Source organism: Streptomyces sp. OR43, from assembly GCF_008042275.1.
Classification (GTDB): Bacteria; Actinomycetota; Actinomycetes; order Streptomycetales; family Streptomycetaceae; genus Streptomyces.
In genome coordinates, this window is sequence record NZ_RDBK01000040.1 from 35,304 (window position 1) to 54,938 (window position 19,635).

17 protein-coding genes and 3 pseudogenes are annotated in these 19,635 nt (G+C 68.4%); 11 read left to right on the forward strand and 9 right to left on the reverse strand.

Features of this window, described 5'->3' with window-relative positions; translation table 11 throughout:
* Position 1: 1 nt before the first annotated feature.
* Positions 2-1,099 (forward strand): annotated as a pseudogene (locus EAO72_RS17850) (transposase); the annotation flags it as partial.
* A 212-nt stretch (positions 1,100-1,311) separates the two neighbouring features.
* Here the strand turns inward: EAO72_RS17850 and EAO72_RS17855 are convergent.
* Positions 1,312-2,697, reverse strand: coding sequence for an aminotransferase class III-fold pyridoxal phosphate-dependent enzyme (locus EAO72_RS17855; protein WP_148018331.1), 1,386 nt, complete (start codon positions 2,695-2,697; stop codon positions 1,312-1,314).
* Positions 2,698-2,795: 98 nt separating this feature from the next.
* Between EAO72_RS17855 and EAO72_RS17860 the strand changes: the two genes are divergently transcribed.
* Positions 2,796-3,761: a LysR substrate-binding domain-containing protein gene (locus tag EAO72_RS17860; protein ID WP_148018332.1), complete on the forward strand. Its 966-nt coding sequence runs from the start codon at positions 2,796-2,798 to the stop codon at positions 3,759-3,761.
* Positions 3,762-4,477: 716 nt separating this feature from the next.
* On the opposite strand, the gene EAO72_RS17865 is transcribed toward EAO72_RS17860, so the two are convergent.
* On the reverse strand, positions 4,478-4,840 hold the full coding sequence (locus EAO72_RS17865) for a hypothetical protein (RefSeq protein WP_187285114.1): 363 nt from the start codon (positions 4,838-4,840) through the stop codon (positions 4,478-4,480).
* 722 nt (positions 4,841-5,562) lie between these two features.
* On the opposite strand from EAO72_RS17865, the gene EAO72_RS17870 reads away from it, so the two are divergent.
* Entirely contained in the window at positions 5,563-6,462 is a 900-nt protein-coding gene (locus tag EAO72_RS17870; RefSeq protein WP_148018333.1) for a hypothetical protein, read from the forward strand.
* A 425-nt stretch (positions 6,463-6,887) separates the two neighbouring features.
* On the opposite strand, the gene EAO72_RS17875 is transcribed toward EAO72_RS17870, so the two are convergent.
* Together EAO72_RS17875 and EAO72_RS17880 are read right to left on the reverse strand one after the other, a co-directional pair.
* Positions 6,888-8,471, reverse strand: a complete 1,584-nt coding sequence (locus EAO72_RS17875) for a serine/threonine-protein kinase (RefSeq protein WP_261991542.1) — start codon at positions 8,469-8,471, stop codon at positions 6,888-6,890.
* A gap of 817 nt (positions 8,472-9,288) precedes the next feature.
* Positions 9,289-10,326 (reverse strand): FAD-dependent oxidoreductase, encoded by a 1,038-nt coding sequence (locus tag EAO72_RS17880; RefSeq protein ID WP_261991543.1) that lies wholly within the window; start codon positions 10,324-10,326, stop codon positions 9,289-9,291.
* Here EAO72_RS17880 and EAO72_RS43140 point away from each other — a divergent pair.
* Together EAO72_RS43140 and EAO72_RS43145 are read left to right on the forward strand one after the other, a co-directional pair.
* Positions 10,282-10,540 (forward strand): annotated as a pseudogene (locus tag EAO72_RS43140) (TetR/AcrR family transcriptional regulator C-terminal domain-containing protein); the annotation flags it as partial. The gene EAO72_RS17880 and the pseudogene EAO72_RS43140 overlap by 45 nt on opposite strands.
* Positions 10,541-10,582: 42 nt before the next feature.
* Positions 10,583-10,702 (forward strand): annotated as a pseudogene (locus EAO72_RS43145) (IS5/IS1182 family transposase); the annotation flags it as partial.
* A 30-nt stretch (positions 10,703-10,732) separates the two neighbouring features.
* On the opposite strand, the gene EAO72_RS43150 reads toward EAO72_RS43145, so the two are convergent.
* Both EAO72_RS43150 and EAO72_RS43155 read right to left on the reverse strand, forming a co-directional pair.
* The gene (locus EAO72_RS43150) at positions 10,733-10,912 is read right to left on the reverse strand and encodes a LysE family transporter (RefSeq protein WP_261991544.1); all 180 of its coding nucleotides are present in this window, start codon (positions 10,910-10,912) and stop codon (positions 10,733-10,735) included.
* Positions 10,913-10,981: 69 nt separating this feature from the next.
* Positions 10,982-11,368, reverse strand: a complete 387-nt coding sequence (locus tag EAO72_RS43155) for a LysE family translocator (protein WP_261991545.1) — start codon at positions 11,366-11,368, stop codon at positions 10,982-10,984.
* A 201-nt stretch (positions 11,369-11,569) separates the two neighbouring features.
* Here EAO72_RS43155 and EAO72_RS17890 point away from each other — a divergent pair, with 201 nt between their 5' ends.
* From EAO72_RS17890 to EAO72_RS17910, 5 genes are all read left to right on the forward strand, one after another.
* The gene (locus EAO72_RS17890) at positions 11,570-12,019 is read left to right on the forward strand and encodes a universal stress protein (protein WP_148018335.1); all 450 of its coding nucleotides are present in this window, start codon (positions 11,570-11,572) and stop codon (positions 12,017-12,019) included.
* A gap of 26 nt (positions 12,020-12,045) precedes the next feature.
* Positions 12,046-13,137 carry an adenylate/guanylate cyclase domain-containing protein gene (locus EAO72_RS17895; RefSeq protein ID WP_148018336.1) on the forward strand — a complete coding sequence of 364 codons (1,092 nt, stop codon included), beginning with the start codon at positions 12,046-12,048 and terminating at the stop codon, positions 13,135-13,137.
* 497 nt (positions 13,138-13,634) lie between these two features.
* Positions 13,635-14,243: a dihydrofolate reductase family protein gene (locus tag EAO72_RS17900; RefSeq protein WP_148018337.1), complete on the forward strand. Its 609-nt coding sequence runs from the start codon at positions 13,635-13,637 to the stop codon at positions 14,241-14,243.
* Between the two features lie 566 nt (positions 14,244-14,809).
* Positions 14,810-15,022 (forward strand): DUF6233 domain-containing protein, encoded by a 213-nt coding sequence (locus tag EAO72_RS17905; RefSeq protein WP_148018338.1) that lies wholly within the window; start codon positions 14,810-14,812, stop codon positions 15,020-15,022.
* Between the two features lie 301 nt (positions 15,023-15,323).
* Entirely contained in the window at positions 15,324-15,836 is a 513-nt protein-coding gene (locus EAO72_RS17910; RefSeq protein WP_148018339.1) for a GFA family protein, read from the forward strand.
* 123 nt (positions 15,837-15,959) lie between these two features.
* On the opposite strand, the gene EAO72_RS17915 is transcribed toward EAO72_RS17910, so the two are convergent.
* The 3 genes from EAO72_RS17915 to EAO72_RS17925 form a co-directional block, all read right to left on the reverse strand.
* Positions 15,960-16,319, reverse strand: a complete 360-nt coding sequence (locus EAO72_RS17915; RefSeq protein ID WP_261991546.1) for a hypothetical protein — start codon at positions 16,317-16,319, stop codon at positions 15,960-15,962.
* Positions 16,320-16,698: 379 nt separating this feature from the next.
* Positions 16,699-17,514, reverse strand: coding sequence for a class I SAM-dependent methyltransferase (locus tag EAO72_RS17920; protein WP_187285116.1), 816 nt, complete (start codon positions 17,512-17,514; stop codon positions 16,699-16,701).
* A 363-nt stretch (positions 17,515-17,877) separates the two neighbouring features.
* A complete protein-coding gene (locus EAO72_RS17925; protein WP_222724105.1) occupies positions 17,878-19,308 on the reverse strand; it encodes an MFS transporter in 1,431 nt (476 codons plus the stop codon).
* A gap of 100 nt (positions 19,309-19,408) precedes the next feature.
* On the opposite strand from EAO72_RS17925, the gene EAO72_RS17930 reads away from it, so the two are divergent.
* Positions 19,409-19,635: transposase (locus EAO72_RS17930; RefSeq protein ID WP_148018343.1), on the forward strand; the 227-nt coding region annotated here is incomplete at its 3' end.

The window sequence follows — 19,635 nt, forward strand, 5'->3', positions numbered from 1 at the left end:
GTCCCCGGTGGACTTGACCCTGTTGCCCGAGCATCGGCGTGGGCACGGCGCGATGAACGGCGGCCTGAACCACGGCCGGATGGATATGGGCCGGCTGCGGAAAGTGCTGGCCGGGCTGCCGCTGCCGCGTTTCGATGGTGGGCGCCTGGTGCTGGCGGTTGATGGGTCGCCGTGGCTTCGCTCGGACGCTCCGTGCTCGGCGGATCGGCTGTTCTGGGCAGACTGGGGTGACCCGCATATCGCGATCGTGAGCGATGCCGGCTACGACGTCACCCGCCTGGCCTGGGTCCTGCGCGACCTGCCGGCCGAGATGGTCGGCCGGGTCCGCGCCGACCGAGTGATGCATCTGCCGAAGCCACCGCGAACGCACGGTGTCAGCGGTCGGCCGCCCAAGCATGGCCCGGAGTTCCGCTTCACCAAACCGGAGACCTGGCCCGAGCCCGTGATCACCACGGTCACCGACACCACCAACTACGGCAAGGCAGAAACTCAGGCATGGGACCGGGTCCACCCCCGGCTCACCCACCGCTGCTCCTGGCCCGCCCATGATGGTGAACTGCCCTTGGTGGAGTGTACGTTGATCCGGTTGAAGGTCGAGCATCTGTCGAAGGACCGGGATGCCCCGCCGGTGTGGTTATGGTCCTCGAAGACCGGTGCTACCCCGGACGACGTGGACCGCTTCTGGCAGGCGTTTCTCCGCCGCTTCGACCTGGAGCACACCTTCCGCTTCGCGAAGCAGACCCTCGGATGGACCACCCCGAAACTCCGCACTCCCGAGGCAGCGGACCGTTGGACCTGGATCCTGATCGTCGCTCACACCCAGCTCCGGCTCGCCCGTCCCCTCGCCAAAGACCTTCGCCGGCCCTGGGAACAACCGTCCACCTCCGACCGCCTCACCCCCGCCCGGGTCCGCCGAGGGTTCAGGAACATCCGCGCCCACCTCGCCTGCCCGGCCCGTGTTCCCAAGCCCCGCGGCGCTGGCCCCGGACGGCCACCAGGCACTAAGAACAAACACCGGGCACTCCGCTACGACGTCGGCAAAACGGTCAAGCGCCCCGAGACCCTCAAAGCCATCGGCAAGCCCGGAAGCGCTTGGTAGATAAAGAACAAGCTGACCTTGCGGTATGGAGAAGGGAACCGACCGCTGGGAGGATAACCCGGGCGCGTACCCGCTATCGGTGCTCGGCCACTTGACGGTGGGCAGCCATCTTCGATGACCCGTCGACCGGTTGAACAGGTCGGTCGATTCGCACGACGTCTTTCCCCTCCGCGCACTGGGAAGTTCGACCGTCCCCTGATCATTGCCCGGGTTCATGTACCGACGGCCGGCTTGGGACCATGTACGAGCACTTTGCCGTCCTCGAGAGCTGCCTCCAGTTCGGTGAGCGCGCTGTCGAGGGCGTCGAACGCGTGCTGCAGTTCGCGGTCGGAGATCGTGAGCGGAGGTGTGACGGCGACGATGTTGTAGCGCCCGTACGTGTGAACGCCGCGTCGGCGAAGGGCGCCGAAGAAGGCGTCCATCGGTGTGGAGCTCGACGGGTCGTGCCACTCCACGAGGGGCTGGCGGGTGTCCCGATCGCGTACGAGTTCGAGGGCGAAGTGCGCCCCGAGTCCCCTGACGTCTCCGATGACCGGATGCCGCTCCTGAAGCCCTTCCAGACCGTCGCGGAGCTGCTTCTCGAGCTCTCGGGCCCTCTCGAAGAGATTCTCTTCCGTGTAGACCTCGAGTGCGGCGATGCCCGCTGCGACGGCGAGGACGTGGCCGGAGTAGGTGTGCCCGACGTCGAAGAACTCGGCGTCGAAGTACCGGGCCAGCGACTCCCGGACCAGTACACCACCGAGCGGGACGTAGGCCGAGCTCGCGCCCTTCGCGAACGTGATGATGTCGGGCTCCACCCCGAGACGGTTCGCGGCGAACGGCGCCCCGACGCGTCCGAATCCCGTCATCACCTCGTCGAAGATCAGCACGATTCCGTGCCGGGTGCACAGGTCACGCACCCCGTCGAGATATCCGGGCGGGTACTGCACGAATCCGCTGCTTCCCGTCACGGGCTCGATCAGCAGGGCGGCGACATTGTGCGCTCCCTCGTGCGAGAGGATCCGCTCCAGATGATGCAGCGCTTGCACGGTCTCGTCCGCGGCAGAGACGTCTCCGAACGGGCTTCGGTACGGGTATGGGGCGAAGAACTTCACAATCCCGGGAAGCGACGGGTACGGATCGCGCCAGCGGTCGACGCCGGACAACGCGTTTCCCCCGAGGGTGCTCCCGTGGTACGACCGATATGCCGTGAGGATCTTCGAGCGTCCCGTGACCATCCGCGTGGTCTTGACGGCGTCGTCGTTGGCCTCCGCTCCTCCGGACGTGAAGTGGACGCGCAGGCCCTCGTCCCACGGTGAGATCTCGTTCAGCATCTGCGCGTAGCGGTGGCGTTTGTCGTTCCGGAAGCTCGACGGAACCCAGCACAACGTGGCGGCCTGCTGCTGGATGGCTTCCACCACCGCCGGATGCCCGTGCCCCAGGTTCAGCGCCACCTGCCCACTGCTGAGGTCCAGGAGCGCGTTGCCGTCCTCGTCGTAGAGGTGGCTCCCTTGCGCTCGCACGATCGCAGGGGACCCGTGCCCCTCCTGCCTCGACCAGGGGATGAGGACTCGCCCCCTTGCAGACTGCGTCGTGTGTGGCCCATGCCCGAATGTCATTGGCTCTCCAACCGTTGGCGGTTCAGATTAAGGTGGCAAATCTGGTGCTACAAGCGAGAGAAAGGCACATCATGACCCAAGGAAATTGGGGCTAGGCGGTGGCCCGCGAACTTCCGCCGATGCTGGCGATACGCGCCTTCGAGGCAGCGGCGCGGTACGAGGGCTTCTCCGCCGCAGCACCCGAGTTGCACGTCACCGCCGGCGCCGTCGCCCATCAGGTGCGCCAACTGGAGAAGTGGCTCGGCGTCGAGCTGTTTCATCGCCGCCCCAAGGGCGTTGAGCTCACGAACGCCGGTCAGCTCTACCTCAGTCGGCTCCAGCCCCTCCTCGAGGACCTGGAACAGATCTCCCGGGAGGTCCGACGCGACCAGCTCCGGACGGAAGTCACCATCGTCGCCATGCCGTCGGTCGTAAGTCGGTGGCTCATGCCTTGCCTGGGCCCGTTCCTGCAGGCGCACGAGCAGACGGACGTCCGGGTGGTGGCATCCGTGCCGCCCGTCCACTTCGTCCGCGACCGGGTGGACGTGGCGATTCGCCCTGGTAACGAGAACTACCCCGGCCTGCGGAAACGGCATCTGTTGCAGGACCGTTTCGTGGCCGTGGCAAGTCCCCGGTACCTCGCTGAATCGGCCCCGCTCCAACGACCCGGCGATCTTCTGCGGCACACTCTGCTCCACGACGAGTTCGAGTCCCTCATCCCCGACCAGGTCGACTGGAAGCGATGGGTGAGGCGACACGGCACCATCGAACTGTCGCAGGCCGCGGGCGCGGGCCCCACCTACTCGCACTCCTACCTCACCATCGAGGCGGCACTGCGGGGACACGGTGTCGCTCTTCAGTCCCGTGTCCTCGTCCAGAACCAAATCGACACCGGAGAACTGGCGATCGTGCTGCCGGACACCGAGACGCCCGGCCCCTATGGTCTGAGTCTCTTCACAGGTGTCTCCCCGCAACCCACCCCGAGCGTGCTCGACTTGGTGGCCTGGCTGGTCGCGGAAGCCCAGTCCTTCGAGGAGAACTGGAACGCGAGCCCGCCACCCGGTGTATCGGGACAAACCGGGTGAGGCCCTCGATCGCCGGCGTGGACAGACCGCGACCTGGGAGAGTTCTCGAACCCACCGGCCGTTGCCGTCTACTGGCGCTGGACTCCGACCGTATGGTTGCGCTTCTTCACATTGCCGGTCTCGTCGATTGAATGGGACATCGGCTACCACTGCTCCGGCTGCGGTGACACTTTGTACGAGTGTGGGCCAGGAGCAAGCTCCGTACCGCACGACCTGCGCAGGCGACTTCTGGCCAAGCACGGCGAAGCACGGCCTGTGGTTGAACGCGAGGTGCGGACGGGCCGTCGTACGTGATCGCTCGGACTGGTAACTGACTTACAAGCAGGCGGCCTTCGGCTGAGCGTGTGGTCCGGCCAGAGCACACACCGATCAGCACGACGGGTGCGGGGGTGTGAGCCCGGGGTGGTAGCGGTCTGGCCGCCGCGTATTGTCCCGGATGCGCTCCGAGTCCCGTGGGACGGGTGCAAGGCCGCGGTGGTCTGAGCTGCTCACCGCACATGAGACAAGCGTGTGAACATGGGACGTGATTCACGTCGTAGCTATGCGTCTCCGGCCTCGTGGGCCGGGCGCGCAGGCGGTCGCTCGATGGTGAATGCGAGGGGTGGCCGGATTGACCCGGGCGGGCAGCACCGTCCCCTGTGTGGCGCTGCCGAACCGGTACTTCGGGACTTCGCTGCCGCTCTCGAAGGGCTCGAAACCATGGCCGCTGACACGTATCAGGAGCCGGACCTGGTCGTAGTTGTCGTTGGTCGGTGGGGAGGAGCGACCGCCAGAACCAGGGCGGTCGCGTCGACGCCGAAGGCGGCGAGCTGGAGCGTGGCTCGCCGCTCCGCACGGGCGGAGGAGATCGTGGACAACCCGACCACGGCGATGAATGCCGCGGCCAGGGCGAGGCCGACGCCAGCCCACACCCACCCGCTGCCGGTGTCGTGGAAGTCGGCAACGGTGTGGACGGCGACATAGACAAAGGCCCCTCCCGCGCCGAGGAACAGGACCGCGCCGACGGTGCACGCGATCGCTGTCATCACCGGGCCTTTGGGGTCCAGCAGGGCGGGGTCGTGGGCGCGGACGGTAGCCATGGTCGCACCCTAGCCAAGTACGAACGCCGTGCTCTGTCGAGGTGCGGAGGCGGCGACCACGAGCACAGCCGGCGATGCGCACCAGGAGACGGTCCGAGGCTGGGTGTCACTCACTGTGGCCACGCCTGCACCCAGACCCCCCGTGGGCGCCCCTCCGGTGTCTCTCCTGTGGTAAGCACTTGCCTGGCCAGACGGACCAACTGTACTTATTTGTCCCAGGTGTTGTGCATGAGTACTGGCTCTGCCCAATGAGCTCGAGCGTTGTCGTGCTGAGTTTGCCGCATAGCCCTGCGGGGTGGCGCCTGCGTGGGCCGAGCTGGCGTGTTCGCCCTTCGTCCCTCTTGCGAGAAGGGAGCGTAGTCAGAGGGGGCTGGCAGGGTGCGCGCATGACCGATGGCGAGGGTGCGCGCATGACGCGGATCCTGAGCGGGCTGCCGGGCCACGATGCACGTCACCGCGATCCTCCCGATCGCCTTGGTCCCGGCCGGAGCACTCGCCTGCCTGCTGGTACGCAACCACACCAGGGCCGAGCCCGCAGACCTCGTACCGGCTGCGGCCACCCGGGAGACAGCGCCCGGTCGCTGACCGCACGGCCCGCTGCTGGGCCGCCGGCCCCACTGGGGAGCCTGGGAAGGATTATCGCGTTCGGATCATTTGACGCATCGACAAATGACACGATCGAGGACCTGTCCGGCGCAGGAGACGAATGGAGCCCACAATCAATGCCGAAGAAGCGCAAGAAGAACCGCACGGCGTCCCGGCAGCGCAGCACCGTGCAGACCGCCCCCGGACGGCAGGCCGTCTCGCAGCCCGCCGGTTGGGAAGCACCTGACTGGGACGAGCTTCCAGATGAAGACGATGATCCGCGCATCGCCCTGGCCAACCGATATCCGACTCCGGCTGATGGGGCGAAGGCCGTCCGGGCCGGCGAGTCCGTGGAGTGGACCGGCGACATCGAGGGCGCCAGGATGCGCCACCGCGTTGTCCTCGCGGACAACGGTGAAGCCGTAGTCGAGCAGGCCGTCTTCCTCGACGGCGCCCTGGAGCAGATGGTGCTGTGCGCGGCGCATCAGGCAGGCGAGCGCGGCCGGAACCAACTCGAAACCGGTGTGCTTTCCGCCCTCGACGCCCTGCATACCGTGATCCGGCCGATCCTGGAAACCGACATCCGTACGGTTCGTCCTGGCTACACCGCTCCGGTGCTCGAGTCCTTCTGCGAGTCTCCCGAAAAGAATGGCCCAGGTACACCCGTATTCGGATGGCGGACCTTTCACGGCGTCGGCCCGGACACCACCTGGGCCGACACGTTCGACGCGGCCACCTGGAACAGCTCCACCATGATGTCCGGCCACACCGGGGACTCAGACGGCGTCCCCGAGCTCCAGCCGAGCCAACTGACCCGGCTGCTGGGCGATCACGGCGTCCCAGTCGTCCGCTGCGGCAGTTGCGGCTATCCCATCACAGACCGGCACCCACGATGGCGCGGCGTATGGGTCTCGCCCGGCAGCGACGGCGGCCCATTGTGCGAAGCCCCCACACGCCAGCATGCCGATCCCCAATACGGGTGGCTTACGGATGCGGACTTCGGCCACCCGCACCACCCTGCACCCACGAGCGGCTGACCATGGCTATCGGCGGGGTCCGGTCCCGGGGTGGTGTGGTGTGGCGGCGGAGGCGGCGAAGAAGTAGGGGTGTGGATCGCGGTGACGCCGAACGAATCGGGGTGGTACAGCTCGCTCGGCGTGAAGGGAAAGTCCACCGCCTGGATCGGCGGCACCACTTCACCGCCCGTTAGCGGCGCGGTGGCCGTCCTCCAGCCCGGGGCGGCCGACGACCAGCCCTCGGAGCTGCGGGACGCGATCAGCGGGGCTGACACGACCTCCGAGGCGATGACCGTAGGCACCCGGCCCGCTGCCCACGAGATCCTTGGCGAGAACGTGAGGTTTCGTCCTTGCGCCGAGACGAACGGCACCTACGACGAGGTGCTGCGGCGTGCTCGGTGGCCATTGAGCGGGTGGCTGGGGCCCTTGTGGCCGCCTGCGGGGATTCAGGACGGGGCCCCCAACACGTTGGCGAGGAAGAGCGCCTCGTTGCGTCCGAGTCTGGTCGCGATCACGGCCTCGCCGCCCGTGATGCGGCCGATCACCGTGACCTTGGCGAGCAGCCGGCCCTCGCCCTGGACGATCGCCAGGGAATCCGTGGGGGCGATCCGGCCCGTCACCCTGCCGGTCAGGGCAGTGAACGCCTTGGCGTCCTTACTCTCGAACGCCACCCGCACCGACCATCCGCCCGGCCCTCCGTCCTCCGTGTCCTCGAACGCTGAGACCTGCCTGAACCTGGTAACAGTCATGCCGGGAGCGGTGGAGACGGTCACGCACTGTTGCCGGTCGTCCGAGGTGAAGCCGCGACCCGAGGGCACCCCGGGCTGCGATGTCGCCAAGGGGGCGGCTTCGGACGTCCCGCTGCCGGGACAGGCTCCAGGCTGTTCGCGCTCCACTTCGAGGAAGCGCACAGGCCGGTCCGGGGCTCCCGCGGCGCTTGTGCCACCCCCGTCGCCGGACCCGTCCCAGGGACTCAGCACCAGCAGTGTGCCGGCCAACACGCCCGCCGCGGCCAGCCCGCTGACGGTCAGCCGCACACGCCGGCTCCGTGCGGACGCGGCGGTGGCCGGCGGGCCGGGCAGGTGTGCCGTCCCGGCCGGCTCTGCCACGGCCTGCGTCGGCTCGTCCGCTTCGGTGCGCCTGGGCCGGGCGGTCCGGCCGGTGGTGCCAACGTGCCGCAGCGCGTCACGCAGGGCATCGGTCCGCTCGGCACGGTGTCGCTCGATGGCTGCGGTCCACCGGGCGTCCAGCACGCTCCCGTCGCTGCGGGCCGCCGGACCGTCACCGAGACGGTCGGCGCAGTGAGCGATCAGCTCGGCCGGCGTGGGCCGCGCCCGCGGATTCAGATCGAGACAGGGCAGAACGAGGGCGTTCAATACGGACGGGAGGCCGGAGACATCGGTCTCGCCGGTGGCCGCGCGCATCAGCAGCTCCAGAGCCGAGATCTCCTCGATGTCCAGGTAGGGCGGCCTCCCCACCGCCAGGTAGTACAGGGTCGCCCCCAGGGAGAAGACGTCGGACGCCTCAGTGGTCGGCTCCCCCCGGGCCTGTTCCGGCGAGGCGTATGCCACGGTGCCGAGCGCCGACTGGGTCCGGGTCAGGTCGTGCGCCTGCGAGATACCGAAGTCGATCACGCGCGGCCCCTCCACCGGCAGCAGCACATTCGACGGCTTGATGTCCCGGTGCACCAGCCCTGCTGAGTGCAGGGAGGCCAGGGCCTCCGCCATGCCGGCAGCCACCCAGTGCAGCGCGTCCGGTCCCAGCGTGCCGCAATCCTCCACCAGCTCCTTCAGTGAAGGCGCCGGAATGTACTCCTGCGCCATCCACGGCACCTGCGCCGTGGGGTCGGCGTCAACGACACTAGCCGTGTAGACACCGCGTACCCGCTGCGCGCACGCGACCTCGCGGGCGAACCGGCGCCGGTCGTCCGCGTTGTTCGTGATCAGCGTCTTCAGTGCGACCGTACGTCCCGCCGGTGACCGCGCCAGGTACACCCGCCCCATTCCGCCGCTCGCAAGTTCGGCCAGCACTGTGAACCGTCCGACCCGCTGCCCCGGACGTACCGTTTCCGTCCCACCCCACCGCATGCCCCCGTGCCCACCTGTCTCCCCGTTGCGGGGAAGTCGTAGCCCTGGCGGTCGCGCCGCACTCGACTCGACCGCTCTGCATCGTCACGTACGGGACTGGAACTGTGCATGCTTTTGGCCGAGTTCACCGGCGGAGCAGCGGACATCGGGCCACCGTGTGCGGGAGTCGGCCCATCTGGGGGTGCTCGTACTCGACCGGCGGCTTGATGTTCTCGGCAGGAGGCGGCGCGTGGCCCGATTGCGGTGATGCCGGGGCGCGGGCCACTTCCCGACCCGATCGGTCACCTGGTGCCCCGCCCGGTCCGGAGGCCTTCACGCACCGGGGCAGCTGGGCTCCGCGGCGGGCTTGCCCGGTCACGAGGGCTTGCCCACCCCAACCGGAGGCTTGTCCAATAGGTCACCTGGGGCCTGCCCAACGCACGGGGAAGCCTGAAGTTGTCAGATTCTCACAGCTTCTCGTTCGTGCTGGCGGACTGTCACTGCGTCGCGCGCTGGGCGATAGTCCATTCCCTGTCCATCTGCGGTTTCCTGCCGAGTCTGCGGTGTGAGTGAACGGGTCCCGGACGACCTGCGCGGCGAGTTGCATCACCGGCCCGCAAGGAGGATCGGACCAGTGGCGGTAGCGGGTTGAGGGTTGCGTTCGGTGCAGGCGTCCGTGCGTTCGTCCGACGGTGGATTTGCCGGAAGGGACTGCGGCGGTGCCGTGCTGTCTCGTGAAGCCGTGGCGAGCTGCTGGTGCTGGTGCTCTCACGCTTGGCAGTCAGGATGGCTGGACTTGGTCGAAGAGGGCGAGGGCGTCGGCGGGGTCCGGGCTCACGAGGCGTTCCAGACCGGCCGTCGTGATCTTTGCCCACCTGCCGGCCCGTGCCCACATCTGTTCCTCGAAGGCGCGGACGGTCTCGTCCAGATCCGCAGGGCCGGCGGCGATGGACTCGGCGAGTTCGGCGCCTTCCAGCATCGCGAGGTTCGCGCCCGCCCCCAAGAGGGGCATCAGGTGGGCGGCGTCGCCCAGGAGCGTCACCCCGGAAACGCGGGTCCAGGTGTGGGACACGGGCAGGACGTGGAGGGGGCGGTGGACGAAGGCAGTGCCGTGGCGAAGGAGGTCGAGGACAGGAGCGGCCCAGCCGTCGAACAGAGCCAGCAGCCTCGATCGCACGGCTTCGACGTCGGCCAGATCCAGGTTCTCGTGCCAGTCCAGAGGGGCACGGAGCTGGGCGTACACCTTGACGTGGCCGCCGCTGTTGCGCTGGGCGACGAGAGCCCGGTTCACGCCGTACACCGCCACGGAACCGTCGCCGACCAGCCGGGCGAGGTGGGAAAGGCGGGTGTCGACGTCGTCGAGGGAGGTCTCGACAGAGGTGACGCCGGTGTAGTGCGGCGTCGCCGACGAGACCGCCGGGCGGACCCGGGACCAGGCACCGTCCGCGCCGATCACCAGGTCGAACGTCTCCTGCCGCCCGTCCGCGCAATGGACCAGCACGCCGTTCCGGGTCCCTGGCACCACCTGCTTCACGCCACGGCCCCACCGGACGTCGAGAGGGCCGAGCAGCAGATCGCGGAGTTGACCCCGGTCGATCTCGGGATGGGCCCGGTCGTCCGGACGGGGGCGCCAGTCACGCAGGACGGCCCCGTCCGTGCCCAGGATGCGCATGGCCTGCCCCTCGGGACGGGACAGCGCCTGGAACTCCGCCAGTAGCCCCGCCTTTTCCAGAGCGAGTTGGCCGAGCCCTTCGCGCAGGTCCAGGGTGCCGCGGTCAGTGCCTACTTCATCGGCGCGATCAAGCGCGACACCGCGCATCTGCGGGCCGAGCACGCCACGGGCCTGTCCAAGCACGACTGGCAGCGCGCCCACGGCCCCCCACATGACGAGCATGCTGGCCACCGGCCGCTTCCCGGCGTTGGCCAAGGCCGTGTACGACGGCACGGACGTGGACGCCGAGACGTCCTTCGCCACCGGCCTGGACTGGGTCCTCGACGCCGTGGCCACCAGACTCGCCCGGCCGCCGGCGTGACGCTCAGCTGTTGCCGATGCGAGCGAGGCCGGGGCCCAAGCTCGGCGCATCGCCCGGCTCAAGCAGTGGCGCGGCCTGGCCCTGCGGACGGACGAACCGGCCATCACCTCCCAGGCGGCCGCGCTCCACGTCGAGTCCATCTTGATCTGGGTCCGGTGCTGAGCAGGTCGCTGAACCCTGACATTCGGGTCGTCAGTTGCTGAGGGCAAGCCTGATACCGAAGACGCCGATGACGGTGCCGGTGATGCGGCCGAGCGCACGGCGAGCGTGGGGCTTGCGGAGCCACCCCTGCAGAACGCGGGCGAAGCCGATGAGGACGGCAGACCAGAGCAGGCCGATCAAGATGTGCACCGTGGTGAGCAGGAGGCCCATGGTGAAGTGGTCGGTACCTGGGGGATGAACTGAGGCAGGACGCGACGTAGAAGGCGCCCATCTTCGGGTTCAGGAGGTTGGTGAGCGTCCCCTGCCGCCAACCTCCGCTGACCGAGTCCGGGCCGGCAGCCAGAACACAGTCCTCCTGGTCTGCCGAGGCAGCCCCCGGAAGGTGCCCCGGAGCATGCGGAACCCCATCCAGACCAGGTATGCAGCGCCGATCCAGCGCAACGCGGCGTGAGCGAGATGGGAGGCCGTGAGCACTGCAGCCACTCCGAGGGAGGTGAACGCACCCCGCATCAGGGTGCCGGTCTGGATTCCGAGGACGACACCCATGGCGCTCCCGCGCCGGCCGAGAGCCGACGTGCGCAAGATCAGCGCCGTGTCGAGTCCGGGAGTCAGAGTGAGAAGCCCTACAACCAGGGCGAAGGACCACAGGGTGGAGCCTATTCCCATGGAAGGCCGGCTTACCCCGCCAGATCGCCTGCTTTGTTAGCGGGTCTGGTGGATCTTGAGCCACCGCGTGCGCAGTGGCGCCTCGAGAACGGGTGACCGCGTGACAGCGCGCTCGTGTCGTGCGCCCACCCCCTTGTCCGGCGCCGGGGCTGCACCCTATTTTACTCTTGAGTAAGTTGACTTTGGAGTAAGGAGTGAATCTTGACTGCCTATCGGACGGTCATGGTCGGCACCGACGGTTCGGACTCGTCGTTAGCAGCGGTCGAGGCGGCTGCCCGCCTGGCCGCCGCCTGCGGGGCGGAGTTGGTGATCGCCTGCGCTTATCTGCCGATGCGAGGGCCCGAGTTGGACCTGGCACGGGACCAACTGGGAGCGGAGGCGTATCAGGTGGTGGGCTCGGCGCCCGCTGAGAGCACTCTGCGTACCGCCGGTGACCGGGCACGTGCGCAGGGCGCGGTGAACATGCGGGCAGTCGCAGTGCAGGGCGAACCGGTGCCCGCGCTGGTACAGGTCGCCCGGGAGTCCGCCGTCGATCTCGTGGTTGTCGGCAACCGGGGGCTGCGCTCACTCGCCGGGCGCATCCTCGGCTCCGTACCCGCGGATATCGCCAGGAAGGCAGACCTCGACGTGCTGATCGTCCACACCACGTGAACGCGGCCGAGCCTGAACGGGAACCGGTGGCCCCGCCCAGCGGTGACCGACTGCGCCGAACCGTCGAGGAGGTGCTGCTCGGTACCGGGCGCCTCTGGACACGACGGGAGACGGCCGAGCGCTCCGGGGTGCGGCCCGAGCGCACGGAGCGGATCTGGCGTGCGCTCGGCTTCCCGACAGTCGACGGCGACGCGCGGGTGTTCACGGATGCCGACGTCGACGCGTTGCGCGCAGGGGAGCGGCTCATCGAGGCCGGACTGATCACCGAAGAGAGCGAGACGATGATGGTACGGGCCCTGGGGCACCATCTGTCCCGGCTCGCCGAATGGCAGGTGCACACGCTCTGGACCTGGATGAACCACGGCTCGGCCAATCCCGGCGCGGGGGAGCTGATGGGGCACGCTGCGACGCTCCTGCCGGAGATCGAGCTTTTGCAGGGGCATGTGTGGCGTCGGCATCTCGCTGCGTATGCAGACCGGTTGATCGCCGAAGCGGAGGAGCAGCCCGTCTCGCCGCTGGAGGGGGCGGCGGCGCGGAAGGCCGAGCCGGTGGGTTCGACGGCGGGTGGAGGGCTCCGGACCGCGGGCGGTGGCGATGTCCGCAACCGGGCAGTGGGGTTCACCGACATGGTGGGCTACACGCGGATGACCCGAGGGCTGGACAGCATCGAACTAGCCGGGGTGCTCGACCGGTTCGAGAGCCTGACCGGCGATGTGGTCGCGGAAGGGCGGGGGCGGGTGGTCAAGACCATCGGTGACGAGGTGCTCTTCGTCTGCGAGTCGGCGTCCGCGGCCGCCGACATAGGCCTGGAGCTCACCGCGCGTACCGAAGCGGAATCAAGGCTCCCGCAGGTACGAACCGGGCTGGCACACGGCCCTGTACTCAGCCGCTACGGCGACGTCTACGGCGCAGCGGTCAACATCGCTGCCCGGCTCACCGCGGTGGCCCGCCCAGACAGCGTACTGGTCGACACTGAATGCGCCACCGAGCTGGCTGGCATGCCTGCCTACGAACTCACGACTCTCCGCCCGGTGTCGGTACGCGGGTATAGCAGGCTGCGTCCCGTACTGCTGCGACGCCCGACTACCCGTCAGCGCGGGAACTCGGAGCCCTACTGACGAGTTCGGGCACAGTTTGGCCCTGTCCGGTGGATCGTGGATGGTCGCTACCTACAGAGGCAGCCGGTCAGACCCCCGCATCTGGGCGCATGACCCTCTCATGGCGTTTCGTCCTGCCGGGCCAGGTCCGGGCCGTGGCCACGGTGGACCCCATCCGGACCATTGACCGTGACCGGCTACGGTGCGAATCACATAGTGATCGTGATCATGAGGGTCGACCTTTGAGGCAGGGCGGCGTGGCAGCGGCCTACCCGCGGACGGGCAGGCCGCAATCCCGTTCGTCCACGCAGGGCACGCTGTGGGTCGCCTACCCGGATGGCGACGGCCGGCTGCAGAAAGGTGTGCTGCCGGGCCGGCCGACTGGGCCCACGGCCCGTCCGGAGTGACGACCCGATTGGCGGTTGGCCGGTCCGTTTCTCGTTGCTCCGCAGCGCGGCCGATGAGTTTGTGGCTCCCGGCCGGTCCAAGCTTGTGAGAACGCAGGAAAGGACACTGCCATGTCGGAGCTTCTCGTTGGCTTCATCACCTCCCTCGACGGCTACGCATCGGGTGAGGGGTGGCCCGGGTTCTGGGGCCTTGAGGGCCCGGAGTACCTTGCATGGCTCGGTGAGCAGCCCGAGGTCACCTACCTGATGGGAGCGAACACCTACCGTCTGATGTCGGGCTTCGCCGCAGGCGAGGTCCCGACTGGTCAGGACGAGTTCCGCCCCGAGGAGGAGGCGTCCGTCGACGAGCTCACGCAAGCGTCCAAGGTGGTGTTCTCCTCCTCGCTGAAGGAGCAGCCCCTGACGTGGGCCAACTCCACGCTCGTCCGCGACGACGCCGTCGAGGCGGTCCGCGCCATGAAGTCGAGTGGCTCGGGGTTCCTCAGCACGATCGGCAGCCTCAGCCTGTGCCGGTCCCTGCTGCGTGCCGGACTCGTCGACCGGTTCCGGGTCGTGATGTTCCCGGTGATCACCGGGGCCACGGGTGAAGAACGCATCTACGACGGCTATCCGGACGTCGCCCTGGAGATGATCGAGCACCGCACGTTCGACGGCCGCATCCAGATGGTCGAGTACAAGCCCCGCGTGCTCGAGCACCCGCCGCTCTGCGTCTCTGCGTAGTGTCGCCCCGTCCCCGTCCCCGGCCTGGATGGGGCGCCAGGCCGACGTCGGCGGGCGGCCAACGGTAGGGCGCCCGATCCACCTGGCCCCGAGCCGCCGCCGATCCTCCGGGGCGCGCCCGTCGGTCCGAGCCGCAGGGCCCAGCGATTTGTCGAGATAGCGATCTAGTGCTGTGGCCGGGAGGTTCGCCGGAGTGTTGGTTGGAAGGGTCGGATGAGGCCGATGCCCTCCACGGCACCCCTGGCCTGACGGCCGGCACCGGCGCCGGCTGCTCGGCGGGCGCCCGAACGCCGGCCGGACGCCTGTCTGTCGGGCCCGCCCGCTCAGCTCCGCCAGGTGGGCACGTCCGGTAGCGGGCCGGGCGGCGGCAGATCCAGCTCCTCGACGACTACCTGGGAGCGCTGACCGCACAGGATCACTCCAACGAAGCGAGCTATGAGTGATCCTGACGGCCGAGGAGGATCGGTATCACAGCTCCGGATTCATGACCGGAGGCGTGATCTTGACCTCCTGGCGAATGTGCATGGTCTGGTAGACGGTGGCAGCCCGGCAGGGGGGCGGGGGAGATGTCCAGGCGGGACGCTGGCGCGCAAGGGCTCCGTGGTAGCCGGGAACTGATCGGCCGCTCCTCGGCGGCGGCCCTGCTGCACCGTGGAGGGTGCGCCATCTCCCCGGGCCGGATCGGAGAGATCTCCCGGGAGGACGCCATGGTGGCCCTGGCCGAGCCGGACATCGATCCGTGCGAGGTCTGCCGGCCGGAGACCGGGCTGCAAGACTGAACTGCCTGCACCCGCGACACCCCCCTGCGCACTGCTGGCCCGCCCACCGCCGACCATCCCCGCAGCCGGCCAGGTCATCATGCTCGCTGCCGTACACCCTCGGAGCCTGTGACATCTGGCCAGTCTGATGGGACGCTGCGCGACCAGGACGAAATTGGCGCGACTTCACAGGAAACCGGGCCCGGGGCCATGCTGCCGTCCAAAACGGGCGGCGGCGACGCGGCCTGTTGCTGCCCGCCGTGATGGGAAGGCTGTCAGACTGATGGGCTCAACTTGCCTACTTTGTCGCGGAGGCCACTGGATGAATGCCACCCCCGAGGGAGCCGAAGTGCGCACTGGTGGATGTCTGTGTGGTCGGATCCGCTTCACCGTCACGGGCCCTGCGGTATACCCGCACACATGCCACTGCGGGCACTGTGTGAAGCTCGGTGGGGCCCCGGTGATGTGGTGGGTCGGCTTCGAGCGGGTCACGTGGACGGGCGAGGGAGGTGAGCCGACCTGGTTCGAGACGTTCCCGGGCAAGGCCAAGCGCGGCTTCTGTGCCAACTGCGGCAGTCGAGTCGCGGCGGTCGATTGCGACATTCCGGAGATCGGCATCAACGTCCCGGCTCTCGACGACACCAGCGGTGTGGACCTCGCGCCGGTCAACGCATCCTTCCGCGAGAGCGCCGTTCACTGGATGCCCCCGGTGCCCGATACCAGCACAGCCCCATCGGCTAGCACCCAGTCCACTCGGGCGACCAATACGGTCCCGGCCTCGCAGAGCTTCGCCCAGCCTGGCGTCGCCGACTGCAACACCAGTCCGTGGTGCTGAAACACGACCGGTGAAACGCCAAGGCCGCGTAGTTGTGCCTTGGCGGTATCCGTCAAGCGATTCGGCTGACGAGATGGGCTCAGCTTCGATGTCTTACATCCACTGGTCCGAAGCTCGGGCCGGTCACCAGAGGGAGATGGACCATACGTCCCCTACCTGGTGTCCGTCCGGATCGGTGGGGCCTGCACCGTATGGATCAGGATCGAGGATGACGTCGATGCGGGCGGCAGACTTGGATACGCAGTAGCGGTGCATGTCGCGCGAGGTTTCTTCGAGCTCCACCGAGTGTCCCAGGGACAGGATGGCGGCCCGAAGTTCCTCCAACGGCAGTCGGGGCGCGAACTTCCCGTACTTCCGCGAAAGCGGAAGCGGCACGGTGCTCGGGGACAGGTCGTACAGCAGCCGTTGGGGCTTGACGCCGAAGCCGAAGCAGGACATCTGTCCCCGGAGCCCATGCTGGTCCGGTGAGAAGTTGATCTCCACGAGTCCGTAGTCCCTCCGTAGGAGGCTGCCACCGGGAACATCGAGGAAATCCGGCCCCACAGCAGCTTCCCAGCCCCCGGGACCGGTGCCGATTCCAGCTCCAAGTACGTCGCCACTGGTGGCGGCGTGGGCGTATAAGTCTAGAGCTGACACCTGCTGACCTGCCTTGTTCGTTCGAGGGAACCGTCTCGAACGGTAACAACCCACTGCCAATTCCGTGGTTCGGCCTCCCGTCGGTGTATGCACTCAAGATTCGGTCCGACGGGACGATGGCCGTTTTGTGTGTCGGCGAGGCGGCACGGCCCACCTGGTGGACACGGTTCTTCGGCCTCTGGTGACCGATGCTGTGGGCTGGCTGCCCGCCGCTAGCCAGGAGTTCTTACGGTCGGGCCGCCGAGATCAGTCCGCCGGGCCACTCCTCGCGCTGCGGCGGGGTGCTGATCGGGCGGCCGTAGGCGGCAGCGCGCTCGCGCAGGGTGTGGCTGTCGGCCTCCCAGCCGTGCCCGGCCAGCCAGCCCACCGGGTCGTCGGGCATCTCCGAGACCCACATGGACGCCGCCGATCCCGGCACGGCCTCCGCGCCGAAGCGCTCGATCACGCCGCGCGATCCCAATGTCAGCCCCATCCGACTGCCTGCCGCCGACTGCGTGCTGATCCGGGCCAGCAGGAGCTCCACCGCGTCCTCGGGCAGATAGATCAGCAGTCCTTCGGCGATCCACGCGGTCGGCGCGGCCGGATCGTGCCCTGCGGCGGCCAGAGCGCTTGGCCAGTCCTCACGCAGATCCACCGCGACGGTGATCCGCTCGCAGCGTGCGACGGCCCGCTCCTGGCGCAGTACCGAAGTCTTGAAGTCCAGTGGTGCAGCGGTGTCGACCTCGAACAGCCGGGTGCCCTCGGGCCAGTCCATCCGGAAGGCCCGGCTGTCCATGCCGGCGCCGAGCAGCACGACCTGCCGGACCCCGGACGCGGAGGCCTGCTGCAGCAGGTCGTCGAGGAACTTCGTCCTGATGACGATGGAGAGCGACACGGCCAGCCGACGGCGTCGCGCGGCCTCGTCATCGGGCAGCGGCGGCGAGGAGGGCCACAGGCCGCCGGCGGTGGCGAAGGCCTGTGCCAGTGGGTCGCAGAACAGCGCGTTGTCCCGCTCGGTCTCCAGCGCCCGCACCCTGGCCACTCCCACCGCCGTGGCCCACACTCCCGAAGGTTGCACCTGCTCCTGCTCATTAGCCACTGCGCCAGCCTAGACGACGGATTCCAAGGGGCCTGATGAGGGAAGCCAGGCTCATTCGCGGCCAGTGTCAGTCTTGCGCGCGCTGACCGCCTACGACCAGCACAACCACCATGAGGCGAGGATCAACGGTCACCCAGTGGACGCGACCACACGAAGTGGACCAGAGCCGGTTGTCGTGTACAGAGCCAGGGGAGGGAAGTCGCCACGGAGCGCCGCGTGGTCGATGCCGTGGTTGATGTCGGGCCCGAACCCGCGGTACGGCAGGTGCACAATCACGGGTAGGACCTTGGCGCGTTCTTGTGGAGCACGTTCCCCCTTGGATGGTGGTCAAGTGCGTTCGGGCAGGTTGGCGGCGGCGTCATGGGCCGAGGTTGCGTATGGTCCTTGGATACTCGGCCTGCCTGGGGGTGCGGCAACGGCGGCCCGTCGTGTAAGCGCGGTGAGGAGCAGGGCGACCGCGGTGGCGCCTGCGCCGACGACCACGCAGGTGATGAACCCCTCTCTGAGGTTGTGCGTGGGCCCGAGGAGTGGGCCGAAGGCGGCGATGCCGATGGCTGCGCCGATCTGGCGGGAGGTGTTGAAGACTGCGGACGCGGCCCCGTGCAGGGCAGGTTCGACGGCGGCGATGGACCGCGAGGTCATGGTGGGCACGAGTAGTCCCGAGCTGAACCCGGCGGGAACAAGGGCAAGCACCAGTAGCCAGAGCGCCGATGACGTGCTGGCCCACGCCACCGCGAGGAACGTGGTGGTCAGCCCGGCCTGGCCTATGCCCAGGACTGCGGTAGTTCCGATCCGTCGCGCGAGTGGGGCGGCGCAGATGCTGCCGATCGAGATGAGGCCGGTCAGAGGCAGGAACAGCAAACCGCTGACGAGCGCGCTGAGCCCGCGGCCTTGCTGGAGCATCAGGCTCATCGCGAACAGCAGCCCGTAGAAGGCGAAGTTGAACAATGCGCCTTGTGCGGCTGTGGCGACGAACCTGCGGTCAGAGTAGACGACTGTCGGCAGGAGAGGTGCCGGGGTGGACCGTTCGACCCAGACGAAGCCGACGAGCCCGGTGACCGTCAGCGCGGCGGCGATGATGACTGCGGGGCTCAGCCAGCCCTGCGCGGGGGCTTGGACGAGCGCGAAGACCAGACCGCCGATCAGTGCGGTCGCACAGCCCATGCCGACGATGTCGGGGCGCCGACCGCCCCGCGCGGTGGTGGGCATCGAACGGATGCTCCAGAGGGCGGCGGGGATCCCGATGACCACGTTGACGGCGAACACGGCACGCCAGTTCGCGAGCGCGACGAGCGCCCCGCCCAGCAGCGGACCTGAGGCCATTCCGACGCCCCCGGCGGCGGCCCACCAGCCAACGAGTCGGTTCCGCGCTTGCTCATCGGTTGCGGATGCCGTGGCCAGGACGAGCGCGCTCGGCAGCAATAGAGCAGAGCCCGCGCCCTGGACCAACCGGGCGAAGTTGAGCACCAGCATCGAGTTGGCGGACGCGCAGACTGCAGAGGACGCGGTGAAGACCAGCAGGCCGGCCGCGAAGGTCCACTTCGCACCGAGGGCGTCCGTGATCGCGCCGGCACCGAGCATCACCGCGGCGAAGGAGAGGGTGTAGGCGTTGACCGCCCATTCGAGCTCGGAGCGGGAGGCGTGCAGGTGCGAGGTGAGTTGGGCGAGGGTGAGGTTCACGATCGTGCCGTCGACGAAGACCATGAAGGCCGCGATCAGCGCGAGCACCACGACACCCCGACGGTGTTCGATGGTCACGGAAGCACTCATGTCGTTGCAGGCCGCGGGAGCCTCCCCCTGAGTGGTGGACACGCTGATACTGGATCTGCTTGATCCGGAGGAAGCGAGAAGACCGCCGATGGCGATGAAGGACTACTCGGACGAGTTCAAGACCGATGCCGTGGACCTGTTCGAGTCCACACCTGGGGCGACCTACAAGAGCATCGCCGCCGACCTGGGCATCAACAGGAACACCCTGCGGAACTGGGTGCTGCGGGCCCGCGAAGTCCGGGGCGTCGGCCCGGACGCTGCCCGGAACACCGGGACAGTGTCCCGGGCAGCGCAGGTGACAGCGGCCGCGGATGC